General features: G+C 63.9%; 18 protein-coding genes and 1 riboswitch. Of the genes, 6 read left to right on the plus strand and 12 right to left on the minus strand.

Going from position 1 to position 23,196, the window contains the following annotated elements:
• Position 1 precedes the first annotated feature (1 nt).
• From AAGA68_04760 to AAGA68_04795, 8 genes are all read right to left on the minus strand, one after another.
• Complete coding sequence (locus tag AAGA68_04760) at positions 2 to 1,108, minus strand: cis-3-hydroxy-L-proline dehydratase (protein ID MEM9384348.1); 1,107 nt, start codon at positions 1,106 to 1,108, stop codon at positions 2 to 4.
• Between the two features lie 100 nt (positions 1,109 to 1,208).
• Entirely contained in the window at positions 1,209 to 2,486 is a 1,278-nt protein-coding gene (locus tag AAGA68_04765) for a cytochrome c peroxidase (protein MEM9384349.1), read from the minus strand.
• 5 nt (positions 2,487 to 2,491) lie between these two features.
• Complete coding sequence (locus tag AAGA68_04770; GenBank protein ID MEM9384350.1) at positions 2,492 to 3,115, minus strand: FixH family protein; 624 nt, start codon at positions 3,113 to 3,115, stop codon at positions 2,492 to 2,494.
• A 2-nt stretch (positions 3,116 to 3,117) separates the two neighbouring features.
• Positions 3,118 to 4,182 carry a hypothetical protein gene (locus tag AAGA68_04775; GenBank protein ID MEM9384351.1) on the minus strand — a complete coding sequence of 355 codons (1,065 nt, stop codon included), beginning with the start codon at positions 4,180 to 4,182 and terminating at the stop codon, positions 3,118 to 3,120.
• Between the two features lie 27 nt (positions 4,183 to 4,209).
• Positions 4,210 to 5,172: a hypothetical protein gene (locus tag AAGA68_04780; protein MEM9384352.1), complete on the minus strand. Its 963-nt coding sequence runs from the start codon at positions 5,170 to 5,172 to the stop codon at positions 4,210 to 4,212.
• Positions 5,165 to 6,757 (minus strand): hypothetical protein, encoded by a 1,593-nt coding sequence (locus AAGA68_04785; protein ID MEM9384353.1) that lies wholly within the window; start codon positions 6,755 to 6,757, stop codon positions 5,165 to 5,167. The genes AAGA68_04780 and AAGA68_04785 overlap by 8 nt, the downstream gene beginning before the upstream one ends.
• 31 nt (positions 6,758 to 6,788) lie before the next feature.
• Complete coding sequence (locus tag AAGA68_04790) at positions 6,789 to 9,302, minus strand: LamG domain-containing protein (protein MEM9384354.1); 2,514 nt, start codon at positions 9,300 to 9,302, stop codon at positions 6,789 to 6,791.
• A gap of 13 nt (positions 9,303 to 9,315) precedes the next feature.
• Positions 9,316 to 10,566 carry a hypothetical protein gene (locus AAGA68_04795; GenBank protein MEM9384355.1) on the minus strand — a complete coding sequence of 417 codons (1,251 nt, stop codon included), beginning with the start codon at positions 10,564 to 10,566 and terminating at the stop codon, positions 9,316 to 9,318.
• Between the two features lie 166 nt (positions 10,567 to 10,732).
• Positions 10,733 to 10,818: riboswitch (cyclic di-GMP riboswitch) on the minus strand.
• A 611-nt stretch (positions 10,819 to 11,429) separates the two neighbouring features.
• Here AAGA68_04795 and AAGA68_04800 point away from each other — a divergent pair.
• The 6 genes from AAGA68_04800 (at position 11,430) to AAGA68_04825 (ending at position 17,601) form a co-directional block, all read left to right on the plus strand.
• Positions 11,430 to 14,129 carry a hypothetical protein gene (locus AAGA68_04800; protein MEM9384356.1) on the plus strand — a complete coding sequence of 900 codons (2,700 nt, stop codon included), beginning with the start codon at positions 11,430 to 11,432 and terminating at the stop codon, positions 14,127 to 14,129.
• A gap of 10 nt (positions 14,130 to 14,139) precedes the next feature.
• Positions 14,140 to 14,883: an SH3 domain-containing protein gene (locus AAGA68_04805; GenBank protein MEM9384357.1), complete on the plus strand. Its 744-nt coding sequence runs from the start codon at positions 14,140 to 14,142 to the stop codon at positions 14,881 to 14,883.
• Positions 14,853 to 15,530, plus strand: coding sequence for an outer membrane beta-barrel domain-containing protein (locus AAGA68_04810; GenBank protein ID MEM9384358.1), 678 nt, complete (start codon positions 14,853 to 14,855; stop codon positions 15,528 to 15,530). The genes AAGA68_04805 and AAGA68_04810 overlap by 31 nt, the downstream gene beginning before the upstream one ends.
• Before the next feature lie 53 nt (positions 15,531 to 15,583).
• Positions 15,584 to 16,090, plus strand: coding sequence for a TlpA disulfide reductase family protein (locus AAGA68_04815; protein MEM9384359.1), 507 nt, complete (start codon positions 15,584 to 15,586; stop codon positions 16,088 to 16,090).
• A gap of 77 nt (positions 16,091 to 16,167) precedes the next feature.
• Positions 16,168 to 16,401, plus strand: coding sequence for a DUF4266 domain-containing protein (locus tag AAGA68_04820; protein MEM9384360.1), 234 nt, complete (start codon positions 16,168 to 16,170; stop codon positions 16,399 to 16,401).
• Positions 16,402 to 16,443: 42 nt separating this feature from the next.
• Positions 16,444 to 17,601, plus strand: coding sequence for a DUF3570 domain-containing protein (locus AAGA68_04825; GenBank protein ID MEM9384361.1), 1,158 nt, complete (start codon positions 16,444 to 16,446; stop codon positions 17,599 to 17,601).
• 361 nt (positions 17,602 to 17,962) lie between these two features.
• Here the strand turns inward: AAGA68_04825 and AAGA68_04830 are convergent, their stop codons facing one another.
• The 4 genes from AAGA68_04830 to hppD form a co-directional block, all read right to left on the minus strand.
• The gene (locus AAGA68_04830; GenBank protein ID MEM9384362.1) at positions 17,963 to 18,538 is read right to left on the minus strand and encodes an outer membrane beta-barrel protein; all 576 of its coding nucleotides are present in this window, start codon (positions 18,536 to 18,538) and stop codon (positions 17,963 to 17,965) included.
• Positions 18,539 to 18,709: 171 nt separating this feature from the next.
• Positions 18,710 to 20,698 carry a S8 family serine peptidase gene (locus AAGA68_04835; protein MEM9384363.1) on the minus strand — a complete coding sequence of 663 codons (1,989 nt, stop codon included), beginning with the start codon at positions 20,696 to 20,698 and terminating at the stop codon, positions 18,710 to 18,712.
• A 263-nt stretch (positions 20,699 to 20,961) separates the two neighbouring features.
• A complete protein-coding gene (locus tag AAGA68_04840) occupies positions 20,962 to 21,975 on the minus strand; it encodes a fumarylacetoacetate hydrolase family protein (GenBank protein MEM9384364.1) in 1,014 nt (337 codons plus the stop codon).
• Positions 21,976 to 22,058: 83 nt separating this feature from the next.
• Entirely contained in the window at positions 22,059 to 23,123 is a 1,065-nt protein-coding gene (hppD, locus tag AAGA68_04845) for a 4-hydroxyphenylpyruvate dioxygenase (protein MEM9384365.1), read from the minus strand.
• Positions 23,124 to 23,196 lie beyond the last annotated feature (73 nt).

Genomic DNA, 23,196 nt, shown 5'->3' on the forward strand with positions numbered 1-23,196 from the left:
CCTAGGCGCTGTACACAGCCAGCGGCTCGCCGAGCACCTCGCGTCGCGGTTCGACGCCAAGCCCCGGGGCTCGCGAGGCCTGAATACGACCGTCTACGCGCGTCGGCGCACCACTGGCATGACTCACCGTGACGTAGCTATTGAAGTCTGTGGCTGAGAAGCGCAACGGCTCCGGCGTGGAGTGGGCGAGATGGGCGATCGCCGCGGTAATGATGTCACCGCCCCAGCTGTCCTCCAGGGTCATCGGCACGTTTAGGGAGACGCACAGATCGCGGATTTGCCGCGCCTTGCTCAGGCCGCCCACCTTGGAGATCTTCAAGTTGATCGCGTCCATGGCGCCGTCGTGATGACCGCGCATAAACGCCCCGAGATCGGTGATGTTCTCATCCAAAATGAAGGGAAGCGCTGTTTTGCGCCGCACCGTGAGGCAGTGCTCGTAGCTTCGGCAGGGCTGCTCGATGTACACATCGCGATCACGCACCGCATGCACCACGCGCAAGGCATCGTCTACGCGCCAGCCTGTGTTGGCATCGGCGACTAGTAGCTCACCCTCGCAAAGCACATCGGCGGCTGCGTGGATACGCGCGATATCCGTCGACGGTTCGCCGCCCACTTTCAGCTGAAACTTCGTGTACCCCGCGGCGCGATGCTCGGCGACGTTCTGCGCCATCTCCTCCACGGAGCGTTGACTAATCGCTCGATAGAGCACGACGTGTTCGCCATGGCGCCCTCCCAGCAAGTCACAGACGGGCCTTTCGCAGACCTTGCCGAACAGGTCCCAGCAGGCCATGTCGATGGCGGACTTGACGTAGGGATGTCCGAGCAGGGCGCGGTCCATAAGGCGATTAATCGGCCCGAGGGCGGTAGGGTCCTGCCCCAGCAAGCTCGGCGCGAGCTCACCGATGCCTGCGCGAGCACCTGGCCCGAATGCCGGCAGGTAAAAGGGACCGAGGGGGCAGACTTCGCCGATGCCGTAGCGACCGTCGTCGCCGATCATCTCTACGACCGTACTGTCGAACACCTCGACGAACTTGCCTTCAGACCAGCTGTAGCGGCCCTCCACCAGCGGAAGATCAACCTGATAGACGCGAATCTCAGCTAACTTCAAGGCACAGTCCTACCGCTTTCAGGCGAACCCATTGGGGCTTTGAGAGCGACTATAGCGCCCGCCTCGAGCAGGGAGCAAAGATCGCCAAGGTGCGAGATGTTCACGTGCCCGAGGCGACACCGCTGGCGAGCTCCTCACCGCTCAGGGCCCTGAGAAACGCGATCAAAGCGGCCAACTCCTCGGCGCTCAGGCGCAGGGGATCGAGTTCCTGGTGCCCGAGCACCTGAGTGGGTGCTGCCACGTAGTGGGCGAGCACCGTCGGCAGGTCGGCAAAGCGCCCGTCGTGCATGTAGGGCGCCGTGCGCGCCACGTTGCGCAGCGTGGGAACGCGAAAGGCGCCGAGCAGCTCCGCACCGCGCTGCTTCATGAAGCGCAGTTCGGCACAGGCCTCGGCCGGTGCATCACTGTGCGGTCCAAGACAGTTAAAGGGATCTTCCTGCACTTCGCGCACCGCCGCCGCCCGGCCGAGGTCCGCTGTGGTAGCGGTGGCCGTTTGGGCGACAAGGCCTATGTTGTGGAAACCACCATTGCTGAGCATCGGACCGTTGTGACACTGGGTGCACTGGGCCCGCTCACCGATAAATAGCCTTAGGCCCAATCGCTCCTGATCGTCGAGGTACTCACCCCCGGTCTCATCCCCCGCCAACACGGCGTCGACGTATCGATCGAAGCGCGATGGCGCGGGTGACAGGGTGCGCTCGTAGGCGGCGATTGCCTTTCCTACGCGCGCGAAGGCAGCATCGACCTGCTCCCGGTCGGCCGGTGCCATACGTCGCCAGGCCGCGAGCGCAGGCGCATCACCGCGCGGAGTGGCGTGGCGGGGATAGCGCTGCATATCGGATACATCGAGGGGCGCCTCGTCGAACAGGCGACGCCAAGCATCCCGATAGGTGGTGTCTTGCGCCACCAGCGCGAGCACGGCCACGCGGCCCAGCCCCTGCTCGTCGGGGTGTTCGATCGGCGTGAGCGCCTGGGACCATAGGCTGTCGCGACGCCCGTCCCAGTAAAGCCAACGCTGATACGCACCGCCCAGCACGGTGGGCGCGTTGCGGGCAGTTGAGCTCAAGCCTTGCGAGCGTGCCGTGCTATCGGCGAAGGCACGGGTCGGCCGGTGGCAGGTAGCACACGAGACCTCACCGTTTGCGCTCAGGCGCGTGTCGAAGAACAAGATCTCCCCGAGGGCCGCCGCGGCGGGGGAATCAGCGAGGGCGTTGGACGGACTCGGAGGAACAGGCAGGCTGGGGCTCGGCAAGATGCTGAGGCTGCGCAGGAGCCAACGCTCCGCATCACTCCAGGGCGCTTGCGTCGCGCTTGCAGGGACCCCGCAGGCGAGCAGCACTAGCAACCCTAGCGCCGAGAAGGCAGCCCGCGCACTCACACGGCTCAAGGGACCACGGCGATATCGAAGGTCACCGTGTCGGCGACGTCCCCTGACTGCACCGACAGCACCAGCTGCCACCAGCCCTTCATGCCGAAGCGCAGCCCCTCTAGCGGGTAGCGCCCGGGAGCCGACGCTTCACCGATCGCCGGTGAGGTGGGGAAGCCATGATCGTGCAGGGGCATACCGCCAACGAAGTCGAGCTGCGCATTCGCCACGGGCAGGCCGCCGGGATCGTCCACGGCGATCGTGTAAGTGAGCAGTCGATTGATCTTCGCCCCCCCCGCGGGCGCCTCTAGGCTGATGCGAAAATGCCCGCCGTCGCTGAGCTTGCTCGCCACCGGCACCAGGCTCTCGGGTATGCCGTGATCGTCCAGGCTCATGCGCCCCGCCGCCACTTCCGCGCGAAGGGCGCGCCAGGACGAGGGCGTGGACTGAGCTGAGGCGACGCTCGCCCCTTCGAGCATCGCACGAACCTCGGCATCGCCATCGCTCCCCGTGTGCTTGTGGTGCGCGTGCTCATCCGCCATGGCCTGCTCGGACTCGCTCGGCGACGGCGCACAGGCCCCTAGCAACAGCAGAGCCGCCAGGCCGAGGGCCAGCAGGCTCAGCGGGATTGTGGACGCCATGCTCACCGCCCTCCCAGCCAAGCCATGCTCATCCATACTCCTTCATCGCGCACGACCGTTGGCGAATCACCTGATAGGTTCGTCAGGTATATTCCGTTGGTGGTGGCGTAGGCGAAGGGTCCGTCGCTCCCGGCGAAGGCACCGTAGCTCATAATCTGCTCCTGCTGCGTAAGGCGCTCGGGCTCGCCTCCGGCAGTCGCCACGCGCCACCAGTCCGATGCCACATCGTGATCGTTATGCGCCTGCGCAGCGTTGATTGGTATCAGCGACAGCAAGCGTGAAGACAGGCTCCTCCTCTGGCCGGCGGGAATCCGCGTGTCCTGTTCCGCCACCGCGAACACCAAGTGTCGCCCGTCCGGTGTAAAGGCCGGCGCGTCCACGTCGAAGAACTTACCAACGCGCACGAGCATCTCGAGCTTGCTCCCGTCGGCGTTCGCTAAGAACAATCCACGTTGCTGAGAGAGCGGCTGCACTCCGACGAAGGCGATCTTGCGCCCGTCCGGAGACACCGTGGGCCAGATACCGTTGGCGATGATGTCCTGTACCTCGCCCGTACGAAGATCCAAACGGCGTAGGGTGACGTCGGAGTAGGCGTTGATCGCATCGTCCGAGGCAGCCACGCGCACGTGGTAGCAGTAGCGTCCGTCGGGAGACAGGGCAGGCTCCAGCAGGTACTCGCCCGCCGTGTCGCCGCCGATCAGGCGCTCGGCGTTGCCTTCGGGCGCCGTCAGATCCATCCGGTACAGGGCGCTGCGGTCGAACAGGCGCGCGTTGCCCTGAGGCGGCGGGACGAAGCTGTAAACCAAAAAGGACTCGTCACGGGCCACGGCAAGCTGGCGAATCTCACTGCCCGCAGGAGCCCGATAGAGCCAGCGCTCGGCATCGTCCGCGCCATCTGCCGCAAGCGACACGATGCCATGCTCCGGCGCGGCCGCGAGGGAGATACTCAGCAAGCGTGCACTGGCGAGGTTACGCGGCGGCGGGGCCTCTGAGCACCCAACTAGCGCCATGGCGGCGACCAGCGCGCTGCAGAAGTGTCCTGCGCGGGAGGGAAGTGTGGTCATCATGGGCCGGCATTGTAGTCGCTCGAACGATCACCTGCCCTGGGTGTCGACGACCTCGGCGAGAGAGGTGCCCTGGCGATCGCGAAACCACCCGAGGTAGGGAGGCCGGGATGCCGTATCGACGTTCTGCGGCCCGGCTGGGAGTTGCCCGTCCCGCAGGCACACGGTTCTGGTTTCCACGCTGAAGCGCGTGACGCCGCTGTGGTTGGGCAAAGAGACGTGCAGCTGGGCGCCGGAGAAGAGGGCGAGATGGCCGACAGGCAGTTCAAGCGGTGTCGCCTCCCCTGCCGGCGGCGGCCACTTCGCGCGCGGTGCGGACGGATATGCTAACGGTCGGCCTTCGCCGGCCGCCTTACGATGCGCTCGGTAGTCCTCGAAGGACCAAGTATCGGACTCGTTCTCGATCGCTTGCTGCCAGTGCTGTAGATACAGGCCCAGGGTGTTCAAGCGCGAGACGGGCGACACCGGCGCCCACCAGTTCTCCTGACACATGACCCGCGATCCCCAGGTGTCGCGGTGTGGGTGCAGGGGAGGAAATGCACCATGGCCGCTCGCCTGCGGCGGCAGGACACGCAGGAACAGCTGATCGCGAAAAGTGGCGCCTGCCATCTCCATCTCGCTTACGCTTTGCCAAAACGCATCACGCACCGTTGCATCACTGGCGAAGCGCTGCTGAAGCGCGCGCCCGCGCTCCAAGAACACTGGGGGTGGCAGGCAGTGGGCGATGGCCGCTGGTCCCTCCAGCCCGAGGGCGTCCTCGACCAGCTCCGCAGCACGGCGCAGAAGGCCGGCAAAGGCGGCGGGTGGGCTTTCGAGCACCAGCACTTGGCCTGCCTCGAGGGCGCGCACTCGCTGCGCGGGTGCGGGCAGCGTGCTGATGCGTTGAATCGTCGCCGCCCCGGGCGCGACGACGGCGCCGCGACGAGAGTCGTCGCAGCGCACTGCAGAAGACGCCGTCAGCGGCGCCCGGGTGGCGAGGAGTCGTTCAGCCAAGCGAACCGTTCACTATCGGGTCGAAGGCCGTAAGGCTATCGCGAAGGGCCACACTGCCCAAGCCGTGCGCGGGTAAGATCTCCGCGAAGCGGTTCTGCTCCCCGTGCAAGGCCAAGTAGTTGAGTATTACGGTCTGCACCAGCAGGTTGACGTTGTTGGCGGCCGGCGTACTCGAGGACTCCACCGACCCGTCGGGACGGAAGTGGCCGATTTGGATGTGTCGCTCGGGCCCGAGCGAGTCGCCGGTGAACGGCGTTGGCCTTCCGTTCGGGTCGTAGACCAGGAAGAAGGAAGCGGCCGTGGACTGATTGTCCGACTGCCACTCGAACTTGCCACGGCCCTCCTCCGTGTTGTCGATGTTGCTGTTGGCCGAGACCGAGCCATCGCTGAACACGTACAGCATGACGGGCACGCCAACGCGCGCAGCGTACTCGAGGGTTGCTCCCATGCAGCGGCCCGCCTCGAGGTCGCGTTCTTCGCCCCGGGCTCGGCGACCGCCGTGGTAGTCGTAACCGCCCATCTCTACCGTGCCGGCGCCAGCGAAGCCGTTGATCACGAGCTTCATCACCGATGCGGTCTTGCGGATATCGTTGTCGCCCAGCTCTTCGGCGGTGAAAATCCCGGCCTCACCGACGATGTCCGGGTCGATCTCCGGATCGAGAGCGGCCGGGTTACCGAATCTGTCCGCTAGATCTGCCGACTTCACGTACCCACATCTGACGAGGTCCTTAACGATGTCGTCGGAGGTGATCCGCGTGTCCACTTGCCCCAGCTTCATGTCACTGATGCGCTGGATAGACTCCATTACCGCCACGGCGTCGGACTGATCGAGCAGCCCCACGAGCTTGCCCGTGTCCACCAATCCGGTGACGTCGCTTGGGCGATCCACCTTGGTAGGACGCACGCTGGGATCCATCAGCTCCATTGGCGCCACCGATCGGCCGCCCGAATCGCTGTTGCGCGAACCTATCAGGGTGAGCAGCTCGCCGTCGGCACCGGCCCGGTAGATGCCGTACATGGGGTTGTGGGGGTTGTTGCCCGTGTCGTTCTCCGAGCGTGCCGGGATCACCGCGCCGTGCACGTTGGCGAGGGTGGCGGGCGAGGCCTTCTCTTGAATACCGCGCAGGAAGGCGCTGTCGGAGTGGAAGGCGATACCCATATCCGTGTTAATGAAATCGTTTGTTCCCGTGGCTGGGTTGGTCACGGGCGGAATCATGTCCCCCGGTAATCCCAAGCGCGCGTAGCCCTCGGTGGTCAGGAAGTCGTACTGGCCGCCAGGGCCTCCAACCAACACGTTGGAGGCCGCCACGTTGCAGCCACCGGCCAGGTCGAAGCACATGAAGGGGATGCGCCCCGCCCCTTGAACGGCGATACCGCAGCTCTGACGCAGGGTCTCCAGATCATCCGAGAGGGCAGCGCGAGCGAGCTTGGGGCTGCCGAACAGGCCGAACAAGGTAGAGCCGAAGGCCACGCCGAGACCGTTCAATAGGCCGGCGGAGATGAACTCGCGGCGAGTGACTGGGCGTGGATGATCCGGGTGCAACAACGGCTGTCTGGTGTCTGCGAAGTTGATCTTGCGTGACATGTCAGGATTCCTCGTAGTCTTTTATTGTCGCTTACTGGATCAGCGTCACAGCGCTACCGAGCACGCTGGAGCACACCGCTTTGACGATCGTCTCGGTCTTGTCCGCAGGGCAGGCGTTGCCACAGGCGGTGAGGCGATCGATCAGCGCATTGAGCTCGCCGCGCACGTCGGCGGGCACCGGCTGGGTCGCCACATCGTCACCCAACATGTTCGACAGTAGAGGCTCGATTACCTGATCGCGTTGACCTGCGTTGGCAAACGCCGCACTCGGCGCGGCCCCGAAGTCGAAGCCCGGGAAGTAGCTCGCGCGAGCCCCCGTGTCGTCCACCAGCGTGTTGCAATACTCGATCGCGAGCTGAGCTACGGCGATCTGCTGGGAGGACAGGAAACCGCCTAGCGCATCCACCGCAGGCAGCTGCTGGCGAATCAGCTCGTAGGTGGTGTTCACCGCCTCGGTCTGACTGTCAACGCCGGTCACCGCTTCCATAGACGCGTTGAGTTCGGCGAAAGTGCGGATACCGATGTCAGGCGTCTCCTCACCGTCGACGGCAGGGGGCGGGGCGAGGGCCGCGTCGTCCGTGCGAACGTTCTCGTTGTTGCCAATGCGATCGAAGGTGAGGAAGAACTCATCCGCTTCCGGCCCCTGATCAAGGGCCACGATGGTGCCGATCGTGGACAGGAACTGACCTTGGCCAGGATCGTAGTTGGCCGTGTTGAGCGACACATCCAAGTTGGCGTAGGCCTGGCCCACGGTCGGTTCCGCGCCGTTGACCCCAATGCGCATGCCCTCGAGAGGAATGTTATCGGGAATGACCGAGCCGTCCAGGCTAATGAAGCGGGGCTCCTCGAACAGATAGGCGTAGCTATCGAAGCGGCTCACCTCAAACATGACGTAGGCCGCAGGCAGCTCCACCAGGTCCGCCACGTTGAAGAGTAGGAAGAACTTCTCGCCCACGCCCGCGTCGAAGTTGGTCTGAATTTGCTCCTGAGTGAGCACTCTGTTGTGAATGGCTACCAGGCGGATCACGCCGGCGAAGGGCCGATCGTTCGAGACCTCGTTGCCAAGCACGAAAGCGTAGGTATCGTCCCAGTCGGCGAGGCTGCCGCCACCGGCGTCGAAGTCGTCGGTGAACGTGCCGTTGACGTAGACCCGACGGCCGAGCAGTGCGTCGTAGGTCACCACCACGTGCTGCAGGGTGGCCTGCAGATCCTGGTCGTCGGCGTCCGTGGAGAGCACGGGCTCGCCGTTGGCGTCGGTCACGCTCGATCGATTCAAGGCGTCGTAGCTGTACAGGGTCTGTGCCAGCGTGAAGTTGCGCTGGAACAGGCCTGCCGAGTAGCTGACGATACGCGCCTCTTCCTGGGTCACGTTGGCGGGGACCACCCACGCTTCGATCGAGTACTCACCGGTCTGGGTGATGAGCTCGTGGAGCTTCGAACTGTTGGTGGTAGAGCCCTGGGCCTTGCCGTCGCGCAGGTCGACGCCGAAGCCGCCGACCCACTCGAAGTCTCCGCTGATGGTGAGGTCGAGGGCCGGCGAGACACCGCTCGTATCGAAAGCCGTGTTGCCCTGGCCGCTCTTGAACTCGTAGAGCGCGATCACGTTGTTCTCAACCCGGCTGCCGCCGCTCGCGAGCGATCCGTCGAAGAGCGTGAGGGCCTTGCTGGTGAGCAGGCTGGGGTCGACTTCCGTCGGATCGATCTGATTGGCAAAGGCCTCGATCGCCGCCTGCATCTCGGTGCCGTTCGCTACGCAATCGCCCCAGCAGTTGTGGAACTCATCTTCGAGGCGCAGCACCAAGCGCGAGTTCGCAGGCGTGTTGAGATCGATGCGCGCCTTGGCCGCCTCGTAAGAGGTGAGCGGGTCGGCATTGCCGAGGTACGGCGACTGGGCGAGCGCGGAGCTCGTCGCGTGACAGCCGGAGCAGTAGGTCACCAGCAACGGCTGCACGGTGGCCGCGTAGAGGGCCGGATCCGCAGGGAAGGCCTTGCTCGCGCCCACGTCTTTGATCGGCGGTGGCGTGAGGATAATCTCGCGCCCATCGCTGGGGCTCTCCCCGCCGGCTACCTCGAAGGCGAACAGGCCGATCCACGCCGTCATGCGGTCGGCGCAGGCCTGGTCCGAAGCGAGCCAGCAGTTATGGCCGCCACCCACCTTGGTCGACAGGCGCGACAGCTCGGGTGAGCCTTGATCGAGCAGCGGTCGGGCATCCTCGAAGGCCAGGTTGATGTCGTCATTGCGCATGAAGGTGGGGGCCTGGCCGCCGGTGAAGTGACAGCCCTGACAGCCGCCCTCCGCCACGATGGGATCCCACACTTGGTTCTTGAAGGCGGCCACTTCGGGCGTGGCAGCCGGTGGGCCATTGTACGTCGCGTCGCCACCACCGCCGGTGTCGGTAACGGGTAAGGGGACCGTGCTTTCCCCGCCGCAGCCGGCGAGCACGGCGAGGGCCGCGGTGACCGCCCAGGCAGCAGGACGTGCGGCTAGCGCGCGCAACTCGCCCGTGGACGAGGCTGACGCGAGACGATTCAATGCGTTTTTCATTGTGCTCACTCCCTCACTCGCCCATGCAGTAGGCCGCGGACTCCGCGAACACCTGCTTCATCCGAAAGCCACCCGCCCGAAAGCCCGCCACCATGGCGTCGATCTGGTTGCGGTCAGCGCCATCCACGGGATCGCGCAAGCAGACGTTGCGGAACACCTTGCGCACCTGGCAGGAAGCGAACTCCTGTGAGTTGGCGAGCTCATCGCCCATGGACGCGGCGCCGTTGCCGCTGCCCGGCAGACTGAGATCCCAACCGACGGAGCCGTGAATACCCTCGCGCCAGTAGTTGACCCAGCCGTCGTCGGTGGTGATGTAGCCAGGGGCGAAGGTGGTGTTGTTGAGGGAGTACTTGGGTTGAACCTGGTTTGCGCTGTAGATAATGCGACCGAGATCCACATCGTAATCGTAGAAGGCGAAGGCACCGGCCATGGGGTCCATGCCCGAGTGGCAGCTCACGCAGTTATTCAGGAACACGCGGCTGTCACCACCAGGGCTGCGCGAGACGTCCTGGCGGATGCGGTCGGGCGTGCGGGTGGTGTCCTGCATCTGCTCCAGGTCACGGCACATGTGATCCATGAGCATGAAGCGGAACATGGCCCGGTTGGTGCCCATGATGAAGTAGGCCTGTGCCGCCTGGCGCGTGGTGAAGATGCCCGCGATCGCCTCTGGCGGCAGGTCCGTCAGCGCGGACTGGGTGCGACGCTGGAGCGCGTCTTGCAGAGGCAAGCCTCGCGCTTCGAGCTCCTCGTAGTGATCGTTGTTGGTCATCGAGTAGGGCGGCAGGCCGCTCCCAGACCCCACGTAGAGGATGTCGGCGGAGAACAACGTGTTGAAGGGCACGTCGTCGCGGATCATGCCAATCACCGTGGCGGTGTAGTCATTGAGGGGCACGAAGACGTCGCGCTCCTCGTTGGTCCACGGTGCGATCCAGTTCTTGAGCGTGGCGTTGTAGAACGCATCGTTCTCCATCGCCAACGCGGCGGCACCAGCCGAGTCGCCGTCGGCGATCAGCGCTTCCATTTGATTCAGCACAATCGCACTGGGCGGAACGCCGGCAAGACGATTGTGCATACGCTGGGCTTGCTCACGCGGGCCTGCGTAAGCGACGACACCCAAGAAGAGGAGACCCACGAGGAGGTAATGTGACCATAGGATCACACGTCGGGCCATACGGGTATCCGGTTCGCTGTGACCATCGCGACAGGCTCCCTGCCGATCGTCGTGGTGTACGCGTGAGATGTTCGCTGCTGGATTCGCGCTCATTTCAATTACCGTCCGACTTAACTTTTTGTTGTCGATTCTTGGGGACGCACTCTTCGCTGGACCGAAGCGACCAAGGGAAGAGGTGAGAAGAAGCGGTGAGCGTGGCTAGGAGAAGTTCAGGCGATCGCTTGGATCACCTCGCAGGCACCCGAAGGAGACCTGGACCCCTGGCAACTCCGCTGTCTTAGGCCTCTTGCCCTTAGACCGGAAGCTTTGCGTCCCCGCCTTTCGACGGGTATGCCATTTACAGTTCATCCACTCCGCCCGGCAGACATTCCCCCTGCGCGGTGCGGCCCCGCCGAGGGCGCTCGCACGGCCCTCGGATGTGCAGTGATTTCCACACAGCATCCTCGACCTGGCAAACGTCTCCAAGCTGCGACGTCGCATTATCGCGACGACTGGGGGTGACCCCACCTTTTTGATTTGATCGCCTAGACAGTAGCGCCTACACGGAGTCCTCGTATCGCCCGTGAAGCGTGAACGGTGCACGTCTTTGGGACGTTGTGGGAGACACACAACACCCCGCGAGCGGCCCATCGCCCGTCCCAATATTCGATGTGCATCACATTGGTTGGCTGGCCTACGCGACCTCCATCACGTCGTTGCGTCGCGGGGCCGTGTAGCGGAGAGCGGATGTGAACATGATCACGGACCGCGGGTACCCCCCTGTCCATCATCCTCGACGTCGATGCGGCGGCGACAAGCTGGAAGGCAGCAGGCCGCGCGAAGTCGCGCTAGTCGGTGCAACAGAATGCACTAGTGGCCGGCTTCTGCCGCGGTTATTGTCAACCGCGCGAGCACCCGCGGCGTTCGCTACGCAGCGGCTGGTGGTGGCCCACCCCTCACTCGAACGGAGCGCTACGTTGATACCCAAGCTCAAGACGCTCGCAACGGTGTCGCTCATCGCGATCCTCGCTGCCTGCACCGGTGGCGACAGCACCGATCCCCTCGACGGCGGTATCGGCTTTGGCTCCGGACAGGATGCAGACCCCGTCATCATCGATTTCCCTATCGCTTATGTTAAGCGGGCGCTGCCCGTCGATGAGGACGGCGCGCTGATCGAGTTGGACGCGCGCGAACTGATTGACTTCGCTGGCGGCGCCGAGCTCTTCCTTCGCGATCGGGCCTCTCCGACCTCCTTGGAAACCCACCTCACGGAGAGCTTCCTGGTGGAGCTCGAAGCGGAGTATGCCACGCTGGTGGACGACCCGGAGTTCGTCTTCCCGGGCGTCGACATCCGAGACCTTACCCTCGCCTTCGACGGCAACGCGATCTTGTTCGCCATGCGCTTCCCGCCCTTGCCGAACCTGGACGAGGAAGATCAGCCCACCTGGAACATCTGGCAGTACGACCTGCTGACGGACACCCTTTCGAGGGTGATTTCCTCCGATCTCACGGCACAGCTGGGGCACGACATCTCGCCCGCCTACCTGCCAGACGGACGCATCATCTTCAGCTCTACGCGCCAGCGTCGCTCAAGCGCGGTGCTCCTGGACGAGGGCAAGCCGCAGTTCCAGGCCCTCGATGAGGACGGCAACGAGCCCGCCTTTGTGCTGCACACCATCGACGCCAACGGCGCCAACCTGACCCAGGTGACCTACAACCAGAGTCACGATCAAGATCCGAGCATCCTGCAATCCGGCGAGGTGGTCTTCAGCCGGTGGGACAACAGCAACGGCGGCGCCGAGGGCATCCATCTATACAAGATGCGGCCCGACGGCAGCGGCATCGAGTTGCTCTACGGTGCCGAGAGCCACATGACAGGCACCAACGAGAGCGAGATCCACTTCTTAGAGCCCCAGGAGATGCCGGACGGGCGCATCATCTCCCTGGTCCGCCCCTTCGTGACCAACAACTACGGGGGCGATCTACAGCTCATCGACGTCGCCAACTACGTGGAGAACACGCAGCCTCTGGCGCAGAACCTCGGCGTGCTCAGCGGCCCCGCCCAGGTGCCGGCCACGATCAATGTGGTCGACACGGAGCAGGACCCATCGCCCGGGGGGCGCTACTCGAGCGTCTTCCCCCTCTTCGATGGCACCAACCGCCTGCTCGTGACCTGGAGTCAGTGCCGTCTGACGATCACCGATCCAGACACGGGCGAATCGCGCATCGGCCCATGCACGACGACGGACCTCGAGAACCCAAACGCGGTGCCAGCGCCCCCCCTTTACGGCGTGTGGTTATACGACCTTGAGACGGATACGCAGCTGCCGATCCTGCAGCCCGAAGAAGGCGTGATGTACACAGACGTGGTGGCGACCCAGCCACGGCCTTTGCCCACGATCATCTTGCCGGGCGATGCGGGCGAGGAGTTTGATCAGACCTTCGCCGATGAGGGCGTCGGCGTGATCCACATCCGCAGCGTCTACGACTTCGACGGCGAGGCGACCGCCGACATCGCCGCCCTCGCCGACCCAGCGCTCAGCACTGCGGCCGATCGGCCCGTCCGCTTCGTACGTTTGACCAAAGCCGTATCGATTCCCGACGAAGAGGTGTTCGAGATCCCGAACACGGCCTTCGGTCCCAACCAGGGGCTGGGCTTTCGCGAGGTTCTGGGCTACGCGCCAGTGGAGCCGGACGGCTCCGTGCGGGTGATGGTGCCCGCCGACGTCGCCTTCTCCCTGTCCCTGCTCGACGCCGAGGGACAGCGGGTGGGTAGCGCCCACCGCACCTGGCTCAGCGTGCAGGCCGGGGAGATCATGGAATGCAACGGCTGCCACGATCCGGACAGCCCCTTTAGCCACGGTCGGATGGACGCCTTCGCGCCTGCGAACCAGGGTGCACTGACCACATCCGCGCCCTTCCCCAATACGAACCCCGAGATCTTCGCCGACTTCGGCGAGACCATGGCCGAGGCCCGCACGCGAATCAGCTGCGCGATCGATAACTGCAACGCCCTGCGGCCGAGTGTCGACGTCGTCTACGAGGACGTGTGGACCGACGAGGACGCCGCCGGCCGCGCCGCCGACGCGAGTTTCACCTTCAGCTACGCGGATCTCGAGACGCCGCCGCCAACGCTCCAGGCCTGCGTCCAAGCCTGGAGCGCGGCGTGCCGCATCACCGTGAATTACGAGGAGCACATCCACCCGATCTGGAGCGTGCTACGCCTGATCCTGGACGACGTCGACATGACCGTGATCCAGGACAATACCTGCATCGCCTGTCACAGCCCCGCGGATCCGGCCGGCGTGCTGCAGGTACCGGCGGCGCAGCTTGATCTGGGCGACGGTCCTTCCGATCAGGAGGCGGACCAGTTCAAGTCGTTTCGGGAGTTGCTGTTTGGCGACACCGTGCAGGACCTCGTGGCGGGGGTTTTAGTTGATGCCCAGATACAGGTGGGGATCGACCCGGATACGGGGCTGCCGATCTTCGCCACAGAAAACGTGGCGCCCCCGGCAACGGCGAATGGCGCCAATGCATCGACGCGGTTCTTTGCCGTGTTCGCACCGGGCGGCGTGCACGAGGGCTATCTCTCCGCTGCAGAACTGAGACTCATCAGCGAGTGGTTAGACGTTGGCGCCCAGTACTATAACAACCCGTTCGCCGCTCCCGTGGACTGACGAGGCTGCCGTGTCACGTGTGCTAACCGCTGTCATCACCGTATGCCTGGTGCTGTTTAGCACTGCCGGCTGGGCACGCAAGGCACCTGTGCAACTCACGGTAGCTGACCCCTATTTGGAACTGCGAACCGGCCCACACTCTGGCTACCCCGTGACACAGATCGCGGACCGTGGTGAGCCTATCGAAGTGCTGAAGCGCCGCACGGACTGGTACAAGATCCGAACCGTACGAGACTACGTGGGTTGGGTTTCACGTGAGGACCTGGCGCGTACGATTCTCTCCAATGGCGATGAGGTCATTCTCAAAGATGCGGGTCTGGATGAGCTCGGCAATCGGCGTCTCGAGATGGGCTTCATGACGGGCGACTTCGGCGGGGCTAACGTGTTGACGGGCTACGGAGCCCTCGCCCTGAGCCCCAACCTGGCGCTGGAATTGCAGGGCTCTCAGGCCCTCGGGCGGGTCTCCAACAGCCTGATCGGCCAGGCCCGGATGGTGAACACCTTCTTCCCGCGCTGGCGCGCATCGCCATACTTCGGTATCGGCGCCGGCGTGATCAGCACCTCCCCAAACGCCACCTTGGTGCAGGTGGAGGACCGCACGGACCCCGTCGCCACGGCCACCTTCGGCGTGCGCGCTTACCTGACCCGTCGCTTCATGGCTCGAGCTGAGTACAACGGTTACGTCGTACTCACCGAGCGCGAAGAGAACGAGGAGATTTTTGAATGGAAACTCGGTTTCTCGTTCTTCTTCTAAACCTGACGCTGGCCTTCGCCTTGAGCGGCTGCGCCATCTTCGGCGGCGGCGACAAAGATGCGCAGGCCGACGACGGCGATGAGGAAACGCTCACGCTAGTGTTCGAGCCAGACATCGAGACCCGTGAGGTGCGCCAGGCAAAGATCGATACCGAGAACTTCGAGATCGGGGTCTTCGGCGGCATCATGAGCATCGAAGACTTCGGCACCAATTCCCTGGTCGGCGTGCGCGCCGCCTACCACGTGACACAGGCCTTCTACGCCGAAGCGAGCTACGGCCGCTCGGAGGCCGGACTGACGAGCTTTGAGGAGCTGAGCGGCGGCGCCGAGTTGCTGTTGCCCGACGATCGCCAGCTTACCTACTACAACTTCTCGCTCGGCCTGAACCTGCTGCCGGGCGAGGTCTTCATGGGCAAGAAACGCGCCTTCAACTCATCGCTGTACCTGACGGCTGGCGCCGGCAGCACGGAGTTCGCAGGCGACAGTCGCTTCACGATCAGCGCAGGATTGGGCTATCGCTTCTACGTCAAGGATTGGCTGGCACTGCACGCGACGGCGCGCGGACACCTCTTCGATCTAGACATCCTAGGGGAGCCTGAGACCACCACCAACCTGGAAGCCCACGGCGGCTTCACGGTGTTTTTCTAATCCATTCGTAGATGCCGCTGTCCCCCTTTGAGGGATGGCCAAGGAGAATCCGCATGCAACTGAAGACCCTCGCCGCAAGCTCCCTGCTCACCCTTGGCCTGCTATTCAGCGCCGGTGGCCTCACTAAGTCCACCTCCGACGGCCAGCAGGCTCCGGATTTCACCCTAAGGAGCCTCGGCGGCGACAACGTGCGCCTCTCAGAGCTGCGCGGCCAGGTGGTGATGATCAACTTCTGGGCCTCCTGGTGCGGCCCGTGCCGCCAGGAGATGCCGCTGCTCGAAGCGCTCTACCAGCGCTACAACCCGCTCGGCTTTGAGCTCCTGGGGGTCAACGTGGAGCAGGATGTGGACGATGCCAAGCGCTGGCTCGCCGACACGAGCGTGAGCTTCCCCGTCCTCCTCGATCCGACCAACCAGCTCACGAAGATGTATCAGGTAAAGGCAATGCCGAGCACGATTCTCGTCGACCGCGACGGCAATGTGCGCCACCTGCACAAAGGCTACAAGCCCGGTGATGAGAACACCTACCAGGACCTCGTACGCTCGCTAATCCGCGAGTGAGCGCGAGGGCTCCGGCAACGAACGCTGCGCGTGCGGCTTAGGGAAGGCAGCACGCCCTTACTGGTGAGGAACCCGACATGATCACGAGACTGATGCGCACCGCCACCATAGCCTGCTTCGCCTTGCTCCTGGGCGCCTGCTCCGCCATTGAGCCTTGGGTAGAGCCCTACGAGCGCGATCACCTAGCGGATCCGATAATGTCCTTCGACCGCGCACCAGTCGCCAGCGCTTACATCGGTCACGTACACGAGTCGCGCGAGGGCGCCCGCGGTGCCACCGGTGCCACCGGCGGCGGCTGCGGCTGCAACTGATCGATTCACCGAGTGTTCACTATGCGCAAGGAGAGTACTGTCGTGAGTGTGGCCGCCGCCAGGCGCCTACGGTCCTGGGCTTGTGCGAGCCTTACCCTCGCAGCACTCAGCGCCAACGGCGCGATCCTGCCCGACGACCGCGCGGACGTGCTGTACCACGCCTACAGCGGTGACGGCGTGGACGTCACCGGGCCCTCCGTGCTCGTGCGCAAGGGCTTCGGCCAACACGTTTCCGTTAGCGGTAACTACTACGTCGACAGCCTGTCGAGCGCGTCCTTGGATGTCGTCACTCAGGGCAGTGCCTACACAGAAGAGCGCGTGCAAACCTCCGCGGGTATCGACTTTCTGACCGGCAAGACCCTCATCAGCCTCAACTACACGCGAAGCGACGAAAACGACTACCTCGCCAACAACTACCACTTCGGCGTGTCCCAGGACTTCTTCGGCGATCTGACGACGATCTCCCTTGGCCTGACCTACGGCGACGACACGGTGATGCGGCGCAACGATGACGTTTTCTCGGAGGACACGCGACGCTACGGCTACAGCTTTGGCCTATCGCAGGTGCTGACGAAGAACGCCATCCTCGGTTTCTCCTACGAGACCATCACCGACGAAGGGTTCTTGAACAACCCCTATCGGTCGGTGCGCTTTCGCAACCCCGATGCGGGCAGCGGCTTCAGCTTCCAGCAGGAACTCTATCCGGACACGCGCACGAGCAACGCGGCAGCGATACGGGCGAAGTACTACCTACCCTACCGTGCTGCCCTATACGGCGAGTATCGGTTCTTTACCGACACCTGGAACATCCTCGCTCATACCACAAACTTCGGCTACACGCACCCCCTGGAGCGCTGGAACCTAACGCTAGACTTGGGCTACCGCTACTACACTCAGGGCGCCGCTGACTTCTACAGCGACCTGTTCGATCGTGCGGATCAGTTCAACTTCAGGGCTCGCGACAAGGAGCTCTCCACCTACCAGGCGCATGCCATCAGCGTGGGCGCCAGTTGGGAGTTCGGCCAGAAGCGAGGCGGTTTCGCGTTTGTCGAGAAGGGCTCGCTCAACGTCTACTACGACCGCTTCAGCTTCCGCTACGACAATTACCGAGACATCACTCAGGAAGGCGCCGTCGGTGAGGAACCCCTGCACCGCTTCGACGCCAACGTGCTCCAGATGTACGTCTCCTTCTTCTTTTGACGCACCCTCGCACCAGCCTTTCAAGCTAGGGGCGTGCGCCCCAAGTGGCGCCTGGGCGCTTCCGCGCCAACTCTCCTCAGCCCGTCGCCAGCCACCAACGACACCCGCAAGCTCGGCTCGCTGGGGCATTCGGCAGGTCGGGAAGTGGTGCACGAAAGGCCAGCTTAATTGACAAATACCTCCAGAATTCTGCCGCCCGATTGAGGCGATCTATCAGCTAGTCGAGGATTTTAGTTTGATTGTTGCGCCGCAGCGCAGTAGTGTTAGGGTTGTTCGGGGCGTGCAGGTCGCTGCGAGGCAAGGTCTCCCCCCCACTTCCCTCAATCGCAGCGCCTGCACAAACCGCCCGAACGCCCTTGCCCTAGAAGCTCCAGAGCAGGCTAGTGGACAGCAAGAAGCTATCGTCCACCTCGCTTATATCGAAGTACTCGTACTCGCCGCGCAGCTGCAGTCTGCCGATCCGGAACTGAGCGCCGACGCCACCTGCGAAGTTGGTGCCACTCTCGCCGACGTCGAGCGCCGGAGGCGTCGTGGAGACATCAAGATCCCACGCGATCAGGCCGACTTTGCCGAAGATGGACAAGGGTCCCACGTCCACAGCCACCACGCCGAAGGCGTCGAAGCCGCTGCTGTCCACGCTCGCCTGCGAAGCCCCGGGGACAGCAGACTGTGGACTCCCCAAATCCACGTAACCACCCTCGACCCCTAAATTGATGAAGGGCACGTCGAGGTTGATGCCGGCGAACACCTTCCAGGCGAACTCCTGGCCATCGTCTAAAGCGATTTGCGTCAGTTCGCCAACCGCATCGAGGGTGACTTCCTGATCGCTGATGCCGACGCCACCGCCCACGTAGAACCCGGTCTGCGCTTGGGCGTCGGCGACGAGGAGGGTGAGACCGGCGGCGGCAAGGCCACCGAGAAGGTGATTGCGAGACATGAAAACGACTCCCTGAGAAGTTGAAGGGCACACCTAGGCAACGCCGGGAGATGCTAGCGGATGACATGGCCTTGTGTCGTCCGAGGGAGCAAAAAATGAGGGGACACCGCGTTGCGCGATGCCCCCTCGAAATATAGGCAGTTAGCTTTCGGCCTCAAGGGCCGAAGGACCTTATTCGTGCGGCACCCAGTGGTTCACCGAGGCGGTTGTCGCGGTGTCGACGCCCGTACCTCCCTCCCAAGGCAGGGACTGACTCCAGGTATAGCCTTGGCTCCAGGTATAGCCTTGCGACCACGTGTAGCCTTGACTCCAGGTGTAGCCCTGCGACCACGTGTAGCCTTGACTCCAGGTGTAGCCCTGCGACCATGTGTAGCCTTGACTCCAGGTGTAGCCCTGCGACCACGTGTAGCCGTCGCTGTCGATGGCCTGACCGGGCTCAGAGGCCCCCATGTCCATAATGTAGTAGTTGCCGTCCTCGTCGAGGTTGGCCGGCCCACCGAAGTGGCGGATGCCCTTGAGGTCATCGTCGATGTCCAGGCCCACGTTCGCGCAGTCGGTCGCGGAGCTCGCGATGGCGCCGGCGGCGTTGATGAAGCCTGAGCCTTGCTGGAACACGCTGTAGGCAAGCTGCCCCTTCCCGTCGAGGGCGGGACGGGCACTGGCCATGAGCTTGCACTTGACCTCGTCGGGTGACAGGGAAGGATCGGCCTGCAGCATCAGCGCCACCGCACCGCTCACCACGGCAGCCGCCTGCGACGTGCCGGACATGGTGAAGTGCTTCTGGTTGATGGCCATCGAGTCGGGATGGTTGCTGGCGATGAAACCCTTGTACGGCATCCACCCCATGATATGGCCGCCGGGCGCTAGCACGTCGGGCTTCACAAAGCCCTCGTGGGTGGGACCCGTGGCCGAGAATGAGGCGAGGCGATCATCCTCGGGGTTGTTCGAGGTGAAGTTATCTGTCGCTGCCCCCACAGTGATCACGTAGGGCACGTTACCCGGAACGCCTACGGTCATCGCATCCGGCCCCGAGTTACCCGCCGAGGCGACCACGACGATCCCTGCTTGCCAGGCCGCCATCACGGCTTGATTCAGGGGGTCGTCCCAGTAGTGCGACTGAGGCGTTGCGCTAAAGGACAGGTTGAGCACGCGAATGTTGAACTCGTCTTTGTGGGCCACCACCCAGTCGACGGCCTCGATGACGTCCTGGTAGCTGCCACCGCCATTCTCGCCGAAGGCCCGGACGGAGATCAGGTCCACGCCGGGGGCGACGCCTTCGTAGCGGCCGTTGCTCGCCTGAAAGCTGCTCGAGATGATGGAGGAGACGTGGGTGCCGTGGCCGTTAGCGTCATCGACACCGTTGGTCCACTCGTGCACGCGCTTCTCGTAGATCGGCGACTGGGTCGTGTCCACCTGCACCACCAGGCGATCCCACATATCCACCTGGCGCTCCTCCCAGAAGCCGGTGTCGATAACGGCCACGCCAACGTCTTCCCCGGTGTAGCCGAGCGTGTGCAAGCCCATCGCCCCGATGGCGCGCGGGTAGGAGGTATCGGCCGTGGAGAAGAAGCGCTCCATGCCCGCGAAAAACAGCTCGAGGGTCGACAAACCGGTCTCCATGAGCGGGGCCGTCGGGCTGCTGTCGGCCGCAGTGCTCGCCGCACCCAGCGCCATGTCGGTCGGTGCCGCCTCGACAGCTACAGCCCCCGCCGAGCCCGATGTGGGCGCGACAACACCCGTCGCATCGGCTGTGGTGTCCGTGGGGGCCTTTCCGAAGAGCGAGGCCAGGCTGGCGCTCCAGCCGCTGCGACGTGACGAGCGACGACGGCTACTCACCTCCGCGGCAGCATCGGCGTAGACGCGTACATCTGCGTTGGCGGCGATCAGCGCGTGCTGGTCTGCGTTCAGGGTGGCGGCCACCGCATTGATGACGCCGAGCGTCGCGGTGATTTCCCCACCCACCGTATGCACCAGTTCGCGCGCCATGGCCACACTACCGGCCTGCACGATGTAAGACCGCGCGCAAACCGTCTTCTGGGCACTCACAGGGGGCTCGATCGTCGGGGCGGTGGCCGCGTTGCCGTTCGGGATTGCGCCCAGGGCGCCGCCGGCCAACATGGCCGTCGCCACTGCGCTCGTGATCAATGCTTGCTTGCTCATCTCGATCTACCTGCTTCGCTCTGATGGCGCACGTAGCGCCGGTTTTCACGGTGAGCAAATTGTTGCGAATCGCATCGAGCAAGGGCGGGCAAACGGCGAGTTCGGCGGGCCAGTCGGTGTGAACGCACCCGCATAAGGCGCAGGTAAAGTACGTACTAGCGCGACGGATGTCGGCCTTATCGGTGCTTGCAAGGCCAACCGAACCTTATGAGCGATCGTCGATCGCAGGTGGTCGACGCCGGACGGCGCCGACCGAGTTCGCCTCAGCCGTCGACCGGCTCAACGATCTGATCGATCAGGCCAAAGATATCCGCACCCTGGGCATCACGCATCTCGATCTGCACGCGATCACCAAAGCGTAGGAACGGCGTCTTCGCCGCCCCCTCGAGAATGGTCTCGACCATGCGGACCTCGGCCACGCAGGAGTAGCCGACACCACCCTCGCTGATGGGCTTGCCCGGGCCACCGTCCAGCTTATTGGACACGGTTCCGGACCCGATTATGGTGCCCGCGCCGAGCGGTCGGGTCTTGGCGGCATGGGCGATCAGCTGGGCGAAGTCGAAGGTCATGTCCACGCCGGCGTTGGCGCAGCCGAACAAGGCTTCGTTCAAACGCACGATCAGTGGCAAATGGATCTTATTGTCTCGCCAGGCATCACCAAGCTCGTCGGGCGTCACCGCAACGGGCGAGAAGGCCGAGGACGGCTTGGACTGGAAGAACCCGAAGCTCTTGGCAAGCTCGCCAGGGATGAGTCCGCGCAGGCTTACGTCATTGACCAGCATGAGCAGCCGAACGTGCGCACCCGCCTGGGCCGCGGGCACGCCGTAGGGCACATCGCCCGTGACCACAGCGATCTCCGCCTCCATGTCGACCCCCCAGGACTCATCACCGACGCCAATGGGTTGGCGAGGCCCGAGAAAGCTGTCGGAGCCGCCCTGGTACATGAGCGGGTCGGTCCAGAAACTCTGGGGCATCTCGGCCCCTCGCGCCTTACGCACGAGTTCCACGTGGTTGACGTAAGCGGAACCGTCAGCCCACTGGTAGGCGCGCGGAAGCGGGGACGCACACTGGGCCTGATCGAAAGGCATGCCCTGCGAGGGATCGCCGTTGAGCAAGTCGTAGATCTCGCGCAGGGCCGGCTCAGCGATCGACCAGTGATCTAGGGCCTGCTGCATCGTGGCGGCGATTTCGTCCACCGCGACGCAGCGGCCAAGATCCCGGCTGACCACGACCAGCTGGCCGTCACGCCCCTTGCTGGCGAGAGAAGCAAGCTTCATCAATGAACTCCTCGAAAAAATGAAGCGATGAGCGCCCCACGCGCGCTTGCGTGGCGCACCCAATAGCGAACTCGGCGAGCGATTCAGATGACGCCGCGGCGCTCCTGATCGAGTTCGATGGACTCGAACAAGGCCTGGAAGTTACCCTCGCCAAAGCCCTGGTTACCCTTGCGCTGGATGATCTCAAAGAAGACCGGACCGATCACCTCTTCGGTGAAGATCTGCAGTAGCTTGCCGCCGCCCTGCATCTCGCCGCCATCGATCAGTATCTTCTGCGCTTGCAGCGTCGCCACATCTTCCCCGTGGTCCGGCAGGCGACGATCGATCAACTCGTAGTAGGCGTCCACCGTATCCTGGAAGGGCACACCCCGCTCGCGTAGGGCCGGAATGCTGGCATAGATATCACGGCTTCCCAGGGCGATGTGCTGGATACCCTCACCGTTGTAGCGTCGCAAGAACTCGGCAATCTGCGACTTATCGTCCTGGCTCTCGTTCAAGGGGATGCGGATCTTCCCACAGGGCGAAGTCATGGCGCGGCTGAGTAGCCCCGTCTTACGCCCCTTGATGTCGAAGTGACGCGCCTCGTGGAAGTTGAACACGCCTTCGTAGAACTCCGCCCACTTGTCCATCTGACCGCGATCCACGTTGTGCGTGAGGTGGTCGATGTACGTGAGTCCCATGTCGCTGGCCGCGGGGTCAGCGCCTTCGATAGGTTCGAAATCGACATCGTAGATGCTCTGCGCACCGTAGCGATCTACGAGGTAGATGTTCAGTCCGCCGATACCGGCGATGGCAGGAATGTTCAGCTCCATCGGCCCAACGGGCGCTTGCACGGGTTGCGCACCGCGGCGCTGAGCCTCCGCGAAGGCGAAGGCCGCATCCTTCACGCGAAATGCCATGGCGTTGGCGGATGCGCCGTGCACGTTGGCGAACTCCGCCGGCTGACCGCTGCGCTCGCGGTTCAGAATGAAGTTGATGTCGCCTTGCCGGTAGCGGACCACATCCTTGCGGCGATGCTTACCGACAGCGACGAAGCCCATGCGCTCGAACAGATTGGCGAGCGCTTCCGGCTCTGGACTGGTGAACTCAACGAACTCGAAACCGTCAGTCCCTAGCGGATTTTCGGTAACGTTCTGCGCCGTGGCCATGGTGCATCTCCCTCGAGCGTGTCTGGCGATGAGGACGCCGTCCGCCCCAACGCGGCGCGCTGCGCGACCCCGA

This window comes from Pseudomonadota bacterium, from assembly GCA_039193195.1.
In the GTDB taxonomy this organism is placed as follows: Bacteria; Pseudomonadota; Gammaproteobacteria; order Steroidobacterales; family JBCBZW01; genus JBCBZW01.

Bases quoted from the DNA above. Each gene is read 5' to 3' on its own strand.
- AAGA68_04770 (MEM9384350.1), bottom strand. From the start codon at position 3,115: ATGGCGTCCACAATCCCGCTGAGCCTGCTGGCCCTCGGCCTGGCGGCT.
- AAGA68_04775 (MEM9384351.1), bottom strand. From the start codon at position 4,182: ATGATGACCACACTTCCCTCCCGCGCAGGACACTTCTGCAGCGCGCTG.
- AAGA68_04785 (MEM9384353.1), bottom strand. From the start codon at position 6,757: ATGTCACGCAAGATCAACTTCGCAGACACCAGACAGCCGTTGTTGCAC.
- AAGA68_04790 (MEM9384354.1), bottom strand. From the start codon at position 9,302: ATGAAAAACGCATTGAATCGTCTCGCGTCAGCCTCGTCCACGGGCGAG.
- AAGA68_04795 (MEM9384355.1), bottom strand. From the start codon at position 10,566: ATGAGCGCGAATCCAGCAGCGAACATCTCACGCGTACACCACGACGAT.
- AAGA68_04810 (MEM9384358.1), top strand. From the start codon at position 14,853: ATGGAAACTCGGTTTCTCGTTCTTCTTCTAAACCTGACGCTGGCCTTC.
- AAGA68_04815 (MEM9384359.1), top strand. From the start codon at position 15,584: ATGCAACTGAAGACCCTCGCCGCAAGCTCCCTGCTCACCCTTGGCCTG.
- AAGA68_04820 (MEM9384360.1), top strand. From the start codon at position 16,168: ATGATCACGAGACTGATGCGCACCGCCACCATAGCCTGCTTCGCCTTG.
- AAGA68_04830 (MEM9384362.1), bottom strand. From the start codon at position 18,538: ATGTCTCGCAATCACCTTCTCGGTGGCCTTGCCGCCGCCGGTCTCACC.
- AAGA68_04835 (MEM9384363.1), bottom strand. From the start codon at position 20,698: ATGAGCAAGCAAGCATTGATCACGAGCGCAGTGGCGACGGCCATGTTG.
- AAGA68_04840 (MEM9384364.1), bottom strand. From the start codon at position 21,975: ATGAAGCTTGCTTCTCTCGCCAGCAAGGGGCGTGACGGCCAGCTGGTC.
- hppD (MEM9384365.1), bottom strand. From the start codon at position 23,123: ATGGCCACGGCGCAGAACGTTACCGAAAATCCGCTAGGGACTGACGGT.